Source organism: Mycobacterium sp. 1165196.3 (assembly GCF_001673415.1).
Taxonomy (GTDB): Bacteria; Actinomycetota; Actinomycetes; order Mycobacteriales; family Mycobacteriaceae; genus Mycobacterium; species Mycobacterium europaeum_A.
Genome location: NZ_LZLU01000063.1, coordinates 1 through 13,172 on the forward strand (window position 1 = coordinate 1; position 13,172 = coordinate 13,172).

Annotated in this window: 14 protein-coding genes; 7 read left to right on the forward strand and 7 right to left on the reverse strand. The window is 64.2% G+C overall.

All coding sequences use genetic code 11. The features are described 5' to 3' along the window. On the forward strand, window positions 1–447 hold a 447-nt coding region (locus tag A5659_RS06350; RefSeq protein WP_197497936.1), incomplete at its 5' end, for an NAD(P)/FAD-dependent oxidoreductase. A gap of 19 nt (window positions 448–466) precedes the next feature. Here A5659_RS06350 and A5659_RS06355 read toward each other — a convergent pair. Continuing rightward, window positions 467–1,051, reverse strand: a complete 585-nt coding sequence (locus tag A5659_RS06355) for a TetR/AcrR family transcriptional regulator (protein WP_067023428.1) — start codon at window positions 1,049–1,051, stop codon at window positions 467–469. An 85-nt stretch (window positions 1,052–1,136) separates the two neighbouring features. Between A5659_RS06355 and A5659_RS06360 the strand changes: the two genes are divergently transcribed. Further along, a complete protein-coding gene (locus A5659_RS06360) occupies window positions 1,137–1,538 on the forward strand; it encodes a nitroreductase family deazaflavin-dependent oxidoreductase (protein WP_067023431.1) in 402 nt (133 codons plus the stop codon). Here A5659_RS06360 and A5659_RS06365 read toward each other — a convergent pair whose 3' ends face one another. Then, complete coding sequence (locus tag A5659_RS06365; protein ID WP_067179884.1) at window positions 1,539–2,924, reverse strand: FAD-binding oxidoreductase; 1,386 nt, start codon at window positions 2,922–2,924, stop codon at window positions 1,539–1,541. 248 nt (window positions 2,925–3,172) lie between these two features. On the opposite strand from A5659_RS06365, the gene A5659_RS06370 reads away from it, so the two are divergent. Next, window positions 3,173–4,657, forward strand: coding sequence for a serine/threonine-protein kinase (locus A5659_RS06370; protein ID WP_067023437.1), 1,485 nt, complete (start codon window positions 3,173–3,175; stop codon window positions 4,655–4,657). A 132-nt stretch (window positions 4,658–4,789) separates the two neighbouring features. Here A5659_RS06370 and A5659_RS06375 read toward each other — a convergent pair whose 3' ends face one another. After that, on the reverse strand, window positions 4,790–5,578 hold the full coding sequence (locus A5659_RS06375) for an SDR family oxidoreductase (RefSeq protein WP_067023440.1): 789 nt from the start codon (window positions 5,576–5,578) through the stop codon (window positions 4,790–4,792). Window positions 5,579–5,606: 28 nt separating this feature from the next. Beyond that, the gene (locus tag A5659_RS06380; RefSeq protein ID WP_067023447.1) at window positions 5,607–6,035 is read right to left on the reverse strand and encodes a DUF1707 domain-containing protein; all 429 of its coding nucleotides are present in this window, start codon (window positions 6,033–6,035) and stop codon (window positions 5,607–5,609) included. Window positions 6,036–6,104: 69 nt separating this feature from the next. Between A5659_RS06380 and A5659_RS06385 the strand changes: the two genes are divergently transcribed. Next, window positions 6,105–6,707, forward strand: coding sequence for a TetR/AcrR family transcriptional regulator (locus tag A5659_RS06385; RefSeq protein WP_066871486.1), 603 nt, complete (start codon window positions 6,105–6,107; stop codon window positions 6,705–6,707). A gap of 4 nt (window positions 6,708–6,711) precedes the next feature. On the opposite strand, the gene A5659_RS06390 is transcribed toward A5659_RS06385, so the two are convergent. Beyond that, window positions 6,712–7,980: a cytochrome P450 gene (locus A5659_RS06390; RefSeq protein ID WP_067023450.1), complete on the reverse strand. Its 1,269-nt coding sequence runs from the start codon at window positions 7,978–7,980 to the stop codon at window positions 6,712–6,714. A 149-nt stretch (window positions 7,981–8,129) separates the two neighbouring features. On the opposite strand from A5659_RS06390, the gene A5659_RS06395 reads away from it, so the two are divergent. Further along, entirely contained in the window at window positions 8,130–8,582 is a 453-nt protein-coding gene (locus A5659_RS06395; RefSeq protein WP_067023452.1) for a VOC family protein, read from the forward strand. 171 nt (window positions 8,583–8,753) lie between these two features. On the opposite strand, the gene A5659_RS26790 is transcribed toward A5659_RS06395, so the two are convergent. Continuing rightward, entirely contained in the window at window positions 8,754–10,601 is a 1,848-nt protein-coding gene (locus tag A5659_RS26790) for an ATP-binding protein (RefSeq protein WP_082975914.1), read from the reverse strand. A gap of 12 nt (window positions 10,602–10,613) precedes the next feature. Beyond that, window positions 10,614–11,705, reverse strand: a complete 1,092-nt coding sequence (locus A5659_RS26795; RefSeq protein WP_082975934.1) for a DNA cytosine methyltransferase — start codon at window positions 11,703–11,705, stop codon at window positions 10,614–10,616. Window positions 11,706–11,807: 102 nt separating this feature from the next. Between A5659_RS26795 and A5659_RS06410 the strand changes: the two genes are divergently transcribed. Next, entirely contained in the window at window positions 11,808–12,512 is a 705-nt protein-coding gene (locus A5659_RS06410; RefSeq protein ID WP_156748863.1) for a hypothetical protein, read from the forward strand. Between the two features lie 3 nt (window positions 12,513–12,515). After that, the gene (locus A5659_RS06415) at window positions 12,516–12,941 is read left to right on the forward strand and encodes a very short patch repair endonuclease (RefSeq protein ID WP_067023462.1); all 426 of its coding nucleotides are present in this window, start codon (window positions 12,516–12,518) and stop codon (window positions 12,939–12,941) included. Window positions 12,942–13,172 lie beyond the last annotated feature (231 nt).

Consider the following 13,172-nt stretch of genomic DNA (forward strand, 5'->3'; position numbering starts at 1 on the left):
CGGGCGTCGCGGATCATGCTCGAACGGGCCAAGGCCAACGACAAGATCACCATCCTGACGAACAAGGCGGTCGAGGCGGTGGAGGGTGAGTCCACGGTGACGGGTTTGCGGGTGCGCGACACGCTCAGCGGTGAGGTGTCGAGGTTGCCGGTGACCGGGGTGTTCGTGGCCATCGGCCATGACCCGCGTTCGGAGTTGGTGCGTGAGGTGGTCCAGACCGACCCCGACGGTTATGTGCTGGTGCAAGGCCGCACCACGAGTACGTCGATTGAGGGGGTGTTCGCCGCCGGGGACCTGGTGGATCGCACCTACCGCCAAGCCATCACCGCCGCGGGCAGCGGCTGCTCGGCCGCCATCGACGCCGAACGCTGGCTCGCCGACCACGAAGAAACCGACGTCGACGCCTCCGTCACGCCGGCGATCGGTCGAGAGCCGTTGCGTAGCTGAGGTTTTCAGGCCGAGGTTGTCAGCCCCGCGACGTGAGATGGGCGGTGACAACTGGCGTCACCCGCGCAACGAGTTCGTCCGCCGGGGCGGACGCGATCGGCTCGACCTGAAGGACATGGCGCAGGTAGGCGATGCCCAGCAGTTGGGCCATTGCCAGATCGATGCGCAGTTCAGTGTCCGACCCTGACAGCAGCTTGGCCATCTCCGGGTACAGCTGACCCTGAATGAACTGGCGCACCAGCGTGGCCGACTCTTCGTGGGTGGCCGCACCCCGCAGGATCGCCAGTAGGGATGCTCGGGAGTCCGGCTGCTCCCATGCCGCGAAGAACACCCGCGTCAGGCGCTCGCCGATTTCCCTGCGATCGCCGCGAGCGATGCGTTCGCTGATTTCGGCCGGGTCGAAGGGCCACCCCATGGTGGACCGGAATAGCTCGGCCTTGCTGCCGAAATAGTGCCGGATCAGCGCCGGGTCGACGCCGGCGCCGGCGGCGATGTCGCGGACCGACGTCTTGTCGTATCCCGAATCGGCGAACAGCCGTCGGGCGGTCGCCACGATGTCGTTGCGGGTGTCCGGGTTGCCCGGGCGTCGTCCGATGGGGGGCACAGTCTAGAAATTCTACAGTCGTTGACTTCCGGGCGGCCGGGTTTTAGCCTGGATCTATAAATTCTCCACGTGAGGAGTTACGGAGATGCCAGCACCACGATGGGTCGCCCGGTTCAACAAGGTCGGCCTCAACCGATTCACCAAGTACATCGCTCCGTGGGCGCCGGGATGGGGAGTTGTCGTCCATCGCGGGCGCAAATCGGGACGCACCTTTCGGACCCCGCTGTGGGTCTTTCGCCGCCACAACGGATTTGTGATCGCGCTGACCTACGGTCCCGAGACGGATTGGGTGCGCAACGTCCTCGCCGCGGGGGGCTGTGAACTGGAGACCAGGCGGCGGCGCTACCAGCTGGGCGCGCCGGTCGTGTTCCGCGACGCGAACGCGACCGACATGCCGGCGTTCATCCGCTTCATGCTGCGTAGGGTGATCAAGGCGCCGGAGTTCCTCCGGCTCGATATCGTGAGCCAATTGGCAACGGCGCGTTGACTACTCGCTACCCGATGCGAACGCGACATCGGGGTTGAGGATGCCGGCCGGGTCGAAGCTCGCCTTGATGCGGCGCATCAGGTCGACCTTGACCGGGTCCTCGAGCTCGACGAAGTAGGGCGCCTTGGCGCGGCCCAGGCCGTGTTCACCGGAGATCGCGCCGCCCAATTCCATTGCCAGCGCGAAGATGTCGGTCAGCAGCTGCTTTCGGATCGCCGGGTCCGGGCAGAAGATGGCCAAGTGCACGTTGCCGTCACCGGCGTGCCCGCAGCCCGCCGCGGCAGCAGCGGCCGCCGCCGCCAGACCGCGCGCGCCGGACAGGAACTTCGGCATGGCTCCGCGCGGCACGACGGTGTCGATGAGGTCGTCGGCGTTGAGCGCCTTGAGCGTCCAGAACGCCTTCTCGCGCGCCTCGATGAGCTTGCGCGCCGACCCGCCCTCGAGCACGTAGGCGTCCACCGCGCCCAGCTCGGCGAGCAGCTCACCCGCCGTCTCGACGTCCTCGTCCAGCCGCTCGGCGGTCCGATTCTCAAGCGCCACAACCAGATACGCTTGACAGCTGTCCCGGACGGCGTCGGGCACGCCCAGTTCGAGATTCTGGGTATGTACCAGCGCGGCCATCGTCACGCTGTCGATGTACTCGAGGATGTAGGGCGCCAGGCCGCTGGCGAGGATCTTGGGCACCGCCTCCATCACCTGATCGAAGTCGGCGAACGGCGCGAGCACAGTGGCGGCGTGGTCGAGGCGCGGATGCAGCTTGACGGTCACCTCGGTGGCCAGGGCCAGGGTGCCCTCGGAGCCGACGATGAGCTGGGTCAGGTCGTAGCCGGTGGAGATTTTGGCGATCTTGCCGCCGGTGCGGATCAGCTCGCCGGTCGGCAGCGCCGCCTGCAGCCCGAGCACGTTGTGGCGGGCGATGCCGTACTTGACCGCGCGCATGCCGCCGGCGTTGGTGCCGACGTTGCCGCCGACGCTGGAGGACAGCTCGCCCGGGTGCACCATGTACCGCAGCCCGGTGCCGGCCGTCGCGTCGTCCAGCTCGGTCAGCGTCACGCCAGGCTGCACGACCGCGACCTGGTTGGTGACGTCGACCTCCAGCACGGCGTTCATGCGCTCGAAGGAGATCAGCAACCCGTCCGTCCGGGGGATCGCCGCGCCCGACAGGCCCGTGCCCGAACCGCGGGCGGTCACCGGCACGCGGTTTTCCGACGCGGCCTTGAGTAATTGCGCGACCTCGTCGGCGGCCGCCGGCTTGGCCAGGTATGCGGGCTTCTGCGGCGGCTTGGTCAGCACCTCGTCGTGCGCGTAGCCGTCGGAAATCGCATCGCCCGTAAGCAGGTTGTGCTCGCCGACGATCCTCGCGAATTGCGCCGTCATGTCGGTCATCGAAGGCCTCACCTTCTTACGTGCCGGACAATTACTCACTGTATCGGTGGGATGCATGCGAGCAGAGACGCCGTTAGGGTGGGGCGGGCGCAGTTTTCGCGAAGGCTCGTGTGGGTCTGGCCGGGTGACAATAGCGGCCGTCAGCGGTGTCTCGGAGTAGCGACACGCGTGAGGCTGCGCACGTTATGTCGACGCCCGATTCGGGAATCCGCGGCGTTGGACTGTCTTGAAGGAGAAAGGATCGTTTGTTGACCTCCTCGTCCCGCGGTTCGCGGCTCGGTACCCGGTTTGGGCCGTACGAGCTGCGATCACTGATCGGCACCGGGGCCATGGGCGAGGTCTACCGCGCGTACGACACGGTTAAGGACCGGATGGTCGCGCTCAAGCTGTTACGCGGTGAGACGGCCGCGGACCCCGGCTTCCAGCAACGTCTTTGGCGGGAGTGCCGGAAGGTGACGCGGCTGCAGGAGCCCCACGTCATGCCGCTGCACGACTTCGGCGAGATCGACGGCGTGCCCTTCATCGACATGCACCTGGTCGACGACGGGGGCAGCCTCAAAGACCTGCTGCGTGAGCAGGGCGGGTTGGAGCCGTCGCGGGCGGCGTCGATCACCGCGCAGGTGGCCCGGGCCCTGGACGCCGCGCACGCCGCCGGGCTGCTGCACCTCGACGTCAAGCCCGAGAACATCATGCTGACCCACGACCATTTCACCTACCTCGCCGACTTCGGCATCGCCCAGGCCGCCGGCGACGAGACGATCTCACGGACCTACATGGCGCCCGAGCGCTTCACCACCGGGCGGGTCGGGCCGCAGACCGACGTCTATTCGTTGACGTGCGTGCTCTACGAATGCCTCACCGGTCAACCGCCGTTCGAGAGCGAGGACGCGGGGGAGCTGAAGCGCGCGCACATGCTGGCGCCGGCGCCGCGACCCAGCATCATGCGCCGCGGTGTCGGCCGCGATTACGACGACATCATCACCCGGGGCATGGCCAAACACGGCGCGGCGCGATTCGCATCTGCCGGTGAACTTGCCCGCGCCGCCAGTGACGCGGTATTCGCGGCCTACGAGCAGCCGGTGGGTGTGGCCGCCGGGCGAAGCGGACCGCCTCCCAAGACACGCCCGCTGCCGACCGTCCCCCTGCCAGAACTTGACAAGCCCGCTGACAGCGGTCCCGAGCGGCCTGTTGCGTCCGGCCCTTCGTGGCGTTGGCCGGCGATCGGTCGCACTCCGGTGGTGGTGGCCGCGGTGGCGGCGGTGCTGTTGATCGCCGGACTGGTCTTGTCGATGAATTTGGTTGGCGGTACTCATCACAACGGGTCGACGTCTCCGCCGCCTACGACTGCACAGGCGGCGTCGCCGTCACCTACGGCGCCGCCGCCGTTGACGCCCACGCTGTCTCGCCCGGTGAAGGGCGCCGACGGTCTAGGGTTCGTCGGCGAGACGGCCCGGTGCGACCCGGGCAATCCGCCGGCCTTGGTGGTGCGCACCGCTAAGTCGCTGGCGGTGGTGTGCCAAAACCTCAGCGGCACTTATTATTACCGCGGCGAGCGGATTCGCGACGGCGCCCACATCGAGCTGTCCAATGCCGAGCGGGTCGATGACGGCTTCGACGTGACAAACCCGGTCGACGGCGTCGTCTACGAGGTGCGGCCGAACCGGCTGCGGATCATCAGCTACGGGCATGTCGATTCCTCGGAACCGGTGCTGCAGTACGCGACAGCGTCGTAACCGCGTGCGCTGCGTTTCGGATGGTCCGAGGCCGCGGTGCCCCAAACGTCACATGCGTCACGGGTTTCCGGCCATGAAACGATTTCCAAACGCGCTAGCGGATGTGCTAGCGCGAAGGCGGCGCAAGGGTGGTCACGCCGCCTTCGCCGGCGCCGCCGCGGGGCGCAGCATTCGACCGCTCATAAGCGCCGACAACCATCCGGGCGCGAGCCGTCCGCCCGTCGCCATCACCCGGTAGCGCCAGCCGGGCACGACCACCGCGCGGCCGCGGTCGAGACCGCGCAACCCGGCGGTCACCACCGGACCCGGTTCGGCGAGGTGGCGGTAGATCGCGGTGTGCGAGACGTCCGACCCGAGCGCGTCGACGAATCCCGTCTGGGTGGGTCCGGGGCACAGCGCGGTCACGGTGACACCGGAGCCGCGGGTCTCGGCCCACAACGCCTGGCTCAGCGACAGCACGAACGCCTTCGAGGCGCCATAGGTGGCCTGATAGGTGCCGGGCTGAAAGGCGATGGTGGAGGCGACATTCAAGATGCCGCCGCGGCCGCGGGCCAGCATCCCGGGCAGGACCGCGTGGGTTAGGCGGACCGGCGCGTCGACGTTGACCGCCACGAGTTCGCGTTCGCGGCCGGCGTCGATTTCGGCGAACGGGCCGTAGGTGCCGAAGCCCGCGTTGTTGACGAGCACGTCGATCGCCCGTCCGTCCAGACGGGCGATTAGCTCCTCGACACCGTCATTGGCGGCAAGGTCGCCGACGACCAATTCGACGTCCGTGCCCGTCCCGATCCGTTGCTTGACGGCCTCGAGCCGGGTCCGGTCCCGCCCGGCCAACACCAACGAGAAACCCCGTTGCGCCAGCTGTTCGGCGAAGATCGCGCCCAGCCCTGAGCTGGCGCCGGTGACCACTGCCGTCTTCTTCATAGCTTCTCCTAGCGAAGAGTGCTGGTGCTCAACGGCTTTGCTTGCCACGCGGTATCGATGCGGCGTGGCTGACGAATCCGATTCCCGCGCCGAGGATGGGCCAGATCGGCCAGAAGTAGGTGGCGTCGGTGGTCAGGGCGACCGCCGCCCAGACGGTGAGCACGATGACGCACATGGTGAGGTACGCGGCGAGGTGCGCGCGCACTCCACGGCGGGCCGCGGCGAGGCGGGCGGCGCGGCGGCGCGGGTCGTGGCGCCGGACGCGATCGAGCGGCAGGTCCGCGACGAGGTCGCGCAGGTCTTGGGCGGTGTGCGTCTGGAACACCGTCTGCAGCCGTTGGTCGTACTCGTCCACCTGCAGGTATCCCTGGGCGAACGCCTGACCGAGCAGGTCGGCCGTCTTTTCCCGGTCGTGGGTGCCGGCGAGCGTCGATGTGGTTTCCAGCAGATTCGACATTTCGTCTCCTTGGTCGCCGATGTGAATAGCATTAACATAGATCCTAATGTTAATGTCGTCAACATGGCAGTGCAGCGGTCGGCCGTTCGGCGGCGTCAGAGCTATCACCACGGTGATCTCAAGCGGGCGCTGACGAGTGCCGCGCTATCGCTGGTGGCCGAGAAGGGGCCGAAGGGGTTCACCCTCACCGAGGCGGCGCGGCGCGCAGGCGTTAGCGCCGCGGCGCCGTACCGGCACTTCGCCGATAAGGCGGAGCTGCTGGCCGCCGTCGCCGAACAGGGATTCCAGCAGTTGCACGCCGACCTGGCCGCGGCCGCCGACCGCGCTTCCGATCCGAAGGAGCGGGTGGTCGAGCTCGGCCGCGCCTATGTGCGCTGGGCCATTGACCACCCCGATCACTATCAGGTGATGTTCGGGGCGGAGTCGCTGAAGGCCGAGCAGCCGAGCGTGGCGGTGGCCGGCGAGCAGGCGTTCGGCGACCTGCTCGACGCGATCACCAAGTGCCAGGAGGCCGGCATCGTCGGGGATCGGGATCCTCGGGAGGTGGCCGCGCCGTTGTGGTCGCTGGTGCACGGCATCGCCTCGCTGGCCATCGGCGGCCAACTGGGTGCGGTCGGGATCGTTCAGGCCCCCGACGACATCATCGCGGGCGTTGTGGCGCAAGTGCTTTGAGCGATTACCAGGGCCGTTCTGTTTGTTGGCTTTTTCCCGGCGCGAACGTGACCGGGAGCGTGCCCAGGCCGGTCATGCTCGGGTTGCCCAGGTATTGGTGCACGTTTTCGACGTCGACTGCGTAGTCGGGGATGCGGTCGAGGACGGCCTTGACCATCACGCCGGACATCAGCCGGGCCAGGTGGGAGCCGATGCAGCGATGTGGGCCCAGCCCGAAGGCGACGTGGCGGTTGGGGGCGCGGTCGAGAATGATCTCGTCGGGCCGGTCGAACTCGTTTTCGTCGTGGTTGGCCGACAGCCAGCTGATGACGACTTTGTCGTTCTTGCGCAGGCGTTGGCCGGCGAGGACGACGTCGTGAGTGACTGTGCGGCTGAGGGTTTGGTTGACCGAGAAGTAGCGCAGGAATTCGTCGGTGGCGGTGCGGTGCAGCTCCGGGTGGTCGATGAGTTGCTGGCGGAGGTCGGGGTGGGTGCCCAGGTGCAGCAGGGTGAGCGCGGTCTGGGAGGTGGTGGTGTCGACGCCGCCGCCGATGAGGTTCCACAGGATGTTGAGCAGTTGTTCGTCGGTGAGGCGCTGGCCGTCGAACTCGAATTGAACGAGGAAGCTGGTCAGGTCTTCTCGGGCGTCGGCCCGTCGTGCGGCGGCGAACTCGAGCACCTCTTCCATCATGGCGGGCACCTTGGCGATCGCTTGCGCGTACTCTTCGCTGTCTTGGGAGACGGCCATGACGGCGTGAAAGAGGTTGGCGTACAAGTGCCAATTGTCGTAGGGCAGGCCCATCAACTTCATGGTCAGGATGGCCGGGACCGGGCTGGCGTAGTCGAGCACCAAGTCCATGTGCCCTTTTGTTATTTGTTGGTCGAGGAACCAGTGCGCGGATTGCTCCATGAACGGCTTGAGTTTCTCGACGGCGCCGGGGGAGAAGAACGGCGCGAGCGCGTGCCGTAGGGCTTGGTGGTAGGGACCGTCGACCTCGCCGATGCCCAGGGCCGGCTGGCCGTCGGGGCGGGGGACGCCCATCTCGCCTTGGTAGTCGACGCCGTCTGGCGCGTTGGGCTCGTATTTGTGGGCGAAAGTGCCGCCATTGCGGGCGGTTTGGCTTACGGCGTCATAACTGCTGAGGAACCAGAACCCGCCGTAGTTCTCGTTCCACGCCACCGGACATCGCTGCCGCAGGTCGGCGTTGACGGCCAGCTCGTTGAGGTTGAAAGCGTCGGAATGATGGTCGAAGTCAACGATCGCGTCGGCGCTGACGTTCGGACGTGTGGCCATCGAAAAGCCCTCCAACGGAAGGTGATCTGCCTCTTCGGCGGTGCGCTTTATTATCTTTGCATTATTACGCGTTTGAGCGGCGTGGTGAAAGCGGTTTGCAGGTCGGTCGGCGCGACCGCCTGGGCCCGGTTTGCTGCGGAAAGGTCGTTATGACGAGCCATCGGACGGTTTTCAACCACGTTGGGTTATGCGTCGCGGACCGCGAACGGTCGCGCCGCTTCTACGAGGGCCTGCTGGGGTTCCAGTTCTGGTGGGAACTCGACCCGCCCGACGGCCCGACCTCCCAGCTGGTGGGGCTGCCCGAGCCGCTCGGGGTGCACGCGACCTATCTGGTGCGCGATGGCTTGGTGCTGGAACTGATGGACTATTCGAAGCGTCAGGTTCATGCGGGCTCGGAGCGGACAACGGACCAGATCGGTCTGACGCACATTTCATTCTCGGTGTCGGATCTGCCTGGTGTGTTGGCTCGGGTGGCCGAGTTCGGGGGAGCGGTGGTTGAGGGGAGCGTCGGTCAGGCGATGGCGATGATTCGGGATCCGGACGGGCAGTTGCTGGAGTTGCTTTCGGAGGGGTGGTTGGCGGCGTTGCCTGCGCGGCCGTAGTTGCGCCGGCGTACCGCATCACTCCAAGCACGTTTGTTACCGGCGCACACGCCTGGGAGCAGTGGCAGTACGGTGCCGCCATGTGGCTGGGGCAAGCAGACAACATGCTTGGCGCTATTGGAGGTTAACCCACCAGCGACACTTGGGCCGAGATAGGCGGCGGCCAGGGGGCTACCAGTCGATAATTCGTGCTACCGCCTCATGTACTTGTAGCAGGAGGTCGGCTTCCGTTGGAAGTTCCGCCAGCTGGCTCCGCTGAAGACTCAAGATCTGCCCGGAAGTGACCACTTCAGCGTCGGTCAGGTGATAGTGCATGCGCACCTGCCTTTCCCAGAAGTCTTTCCAGCCATCGGCTGGCTGAACTACGTCAGCATCGGCTGCCACCGCAACGGCTCCTTCCGGCGACTTCCCGGGCAAGAAGCCGAGATGGGAGTTAGCCCACGTGATACAGATGTGGAGTACGTCCGTGTCCCGGCCGCCGTTCGAGTCGGAGTGAAGATTTGGCCGCGTCTTGTGAAACTGGTTTGTCCACAGCTCCGTCAGTGCCGTCAAGTTGGACATCGCTTTCCCTACATCCGCCTCGGTTTCGACGGTGCGCTCGGAATCGAAAGTCGTGGGACGCTGGTCGCCGTCGAGAAGAATCCCAGTCTTGTCAACATGGGTGATTGCCAATGTTGGGAGGACATTCTGGACGATCCCGTCAGCGCCGCCAGGAAATGGAACGATTTCGAGCGTGTTCAGCTTGGTGGGCGCATGGCGACGAAGGGAAGCCCGTACAATTTCAGCGGCTAACTCATCTTCAACGATTAGTCGGGGACGCGTAGGCGCTGCCGTCGTGTGTCCGAGGTGGGCAAACGCCTCGGTAGGCGAACACCCGTCTGCGACTAGAACGACTCTCTGCTGACTGGCATCGAAGCCGAAGACTTTGATTGCTTGGTCGGGCAAGCGTGCGGCAAGTGCAGGCGAATGCGTCGATATGACTATCTGATGCCCTTTCTTGAGAACCTCGCCTTCGATGAACTTCATAAGCTCTGTTTGGGCGCCTGGATGTAGGGAGACTTCAGGTTCGTCGAGAAGTATCAGGGACTGCGGTGGGGCGTTCGAAATCGCGTCGACCATCCGAACTACAGCGTACTCTCCGCTGCCGGCATGAGCCTCAGAGTAGGCAATTTGGTTTCCCACGAGATGAAGTCGGACGGTGTATCCGCTTGGCCCAAAGAATCGGTGCTCGACGATGGCGATCTTACCGACCGGCTTACCAAGGATGGTCGATATATGGGACACCTGTTCCTCCGCGAGGTATCGCACGGGGGCAATCAGTTTTGGGCGCTCGGCTTTCGGGAGCTGTTTGCCCGCTAGTGCTCTGGCGATCCACTCGGACCGGACCACAGCCTTATAGCGTTTTTGGGTTGCGTCGGGCGTCCAGTGGTCGAACGATTGATGGTGGATGAACTTGTCGAACGCACTGAGTTCCGAACGGAAATCGAGGTAAACAACATTTTTCTGAATCGGATTCCAACGGTCGCGGCTTTTGGAGAGCCGGTCGTCATACCCCGATACGGGAATGTCAGCCATATCGTCGGATGTAACTCGTTTTGTCGGTTCCCAATAGTCGGGGTCTCGTCGGCCTCTAAGCTGCCACGGTACATCGGCCGATCTGTATTTCTTGGATCCCCGGTACTTCCTGCACTCGGCGCTGATTCCGGAAAGATCAAACCGGTACTTATAGATGAATCGGTGATCAACCTTGCCGCGTGGGCCTGCGTCGATGTCGTCGACATCCGTAGAGAACCAGAACTGGGCGAGGCTGCGCCCCTCTGGTGCTGATGAGATCGCTTGTAGGACTGAGGATTTGTTGGTGCCGTTCGGACCGATGAGAGCGATGATCGGCCAATCCAACGGAAGGACGAGTCCGTCAGCGAGTGACTTGTACATCGGAAACCGAATTTCATCAATGTACGGTAAAAACTTATTGGAGTTGAGGAACTTCGAAGTGATTTTTTTTTGAGTTTCTTCCATAAGCTGCTCCAGTCAAAGGAACGCTTCGAGGTGCCTTCCAAGGGCCTTCGCGAGCGGAATGGGAACGGCGTTGCCGATCTGTCGTGCGATTGAGGTCTTCGTGCCCACCCACCGGTAGCTGTCCCGAAATCCTTGGATAAGCGCCGCTTCCTGATGAGTGAGGGCGCGCGGTTCTGTCGGGTGAAGATACCGACCCTTCTCGGGCTTGAAAAACTCGGTTCGGATGGTCACGGACGGTCGGTCCCACCACAGCCTGCCCATTACGTCACCGGCCCCAGATGTGTGCTTGCGCCAACAGTCTGGCTTCAGATCGTCGGGCAATTGAAAGCGGTTGCCCCCGGGCTTAATATAGGCAAACCGTTGCAGCGATATGTGCTCGTAGTGCCGGGTTACGTGCAGTTCATCGGTGCGGTAACTCCCAGGCAACATATTGCCGCGGAATTCATACCAGCGAGCAGGAAGATTTAGCTGCCTGACGACCTCGGGTAGCCCCAACAACACTTCCTTGACAGTGCGCCATTCCGGCGGACCATGCGTCTTACTCGGGAAGCCTGGGAATTCTATGTCTCGATGGTGGCCTATTAGGATCACTCGCTTGCGTATCTGGGCGGCACCGTAGTCAGCGGCATTTAGTACTTCGGCTTCGAAGGCGTAGTCGCTAAGTTCTCCTCTGCTGCTGCACATCTCGCGGAATCGTTTGTGCTGCGACGACGTCAAAAAGGCCGGGACGTTTTCGAGCACGAACAGCCGTGGCCGCGCTTTGCCAATCGTACGGGCGTAGTACTCCCACAGCCTGTTTCGTGAATCGCGCACGTTTTGCTTGCCCAGGGCCGAGAAGCCCTGGCAAGGTGGTCCACCGATGATCACATCGGCCTGTGGGACCTCTTCGTTCCTCAGCCAATCCTGGATCGCACCTGCATATACCGTGGTCTTGCCATGGTTGGCGGCGTATGTGGCGGCGGCCGCGTCGTCTAACTCTACTGCCCGAATTGTTGTGTAACGCTTTGATGCTTTGGAGAAACCTTCGCTTAGTCCGCCTGCGCCGCTGAAGAGGTCGAGCACGCGGACCTTGCCGCGCGAAGAAGAGCGTGGTCCCTGCGCCATGTAGGCACCATAGCCGGCTCCGCCGACATTGGCGGGAAACTCGGCGGCAGTAGGCTGGCGTTTCGTTACACTCCTGGGCTGGCACGGCATACGCTCGAGGTCGTGCTGCACGCAGTAAGTGACGATGGGGGCTTGGGGTTCTGCCATGCCGCATTGCCCGCGTTGTTTCCGGCCGGGTATCACGGGCCGCTCGTCGTTGCGCTGGATTCGAACATCCTCATCGACATGCAACAGCACGGGAACACATTGCTCGATGGTGGAGCACCGCACGTAGGGGAGCTTTACCAGGTTGAGCTGCTGGCGCTTGGAAGTGTCCTAGACGTCTGGTTGATGCGCGACATCCGGTTCATCGCCACCCCGCGGTCACGCACTGACGGCAGAAGGGGTACTGATCACGTTCTCGCGAAGCGTGAACGGGCAATCGATGCCCTGGGCGAGACGCTTGCTTTTCAGTACAGCGACTGGACCGTCGTAGCACCAGCTGATTTCGAAGACCTCCATGAATACGGAACGATCGATGGTCTCCCCGAGGGCGCCGACCGAGATCTTGTTGGCGAAGCTCAGTCGGTGGGGGCGCATGTCTTCTTGACCCGTGATCGTGCCGTTCTCGGCCGAGCCGTCGTGGACGGGCGGGCCTTGGGCGTCATGTCGCCCACCGCACTTTTGGACCAACTGGTCTCTGCCGGTGTTCAGCCATTTGCGGGGGGGCTGTGCCAGGATGTCGCCTGCCCGTACCGACGCTCTAGTGTCTTGGCGCCCGATACAGGGAAATGGAGCAGCCTCTTCTCCATATTTGAGGACGAGTAGCAGATGTCGGGGACACCGCTGACCGATCCACGTACCTCGCTCCGCATGTCAAGGCAGCGGCGGCGCGACACCGATGCTGAGATGGTGCTGCGGCGCGAACTACACGCCCGCGGCCTACGGTATCGCGTTCATCGACCATTACCTGGAATGTCGCGGCGGCGGGCCGACATTGTATTCCCTTTGCAGCGTGTAGTTGTGTTCGTGGATGGGTGTTTCTGGCACGGGTGCCCTGACCACAAGACGATGCCTAAGAAGAATGGAGTTTGGTGGGAGGCGAAGCTCCGCGGCAACATCGCGCGTGACCGCGAGACGGACACGTATCTGCGCGAACTCGGTTGGACCGTGGTCCGAATCTGGGAGCATGAAAGCCTTGAGTGCGCCGCGGACCGCGTCGAGACCGCAGTTCGTTCGGCCCGCAGCAGGTCATGACGGCCTATGTCGTGCGCCCCTGATACGAACTTCTGGAGATGCTGGCGCCGGACGCGTGGATTTGGGGGGACGATTTGAAGCGGAAGCTCATCGGCGGGCTACTGCCCGTGGAGGCGATCACTGAGGCGACGCGGGCAACCTTGAATCTCCGCGTGCGCTTGTCCGTGCGCTACTTCTGGTGGGCTCGCCGACGGCGTGCTACTCATCCCGTCTTATTCGCGCGACCGGTCG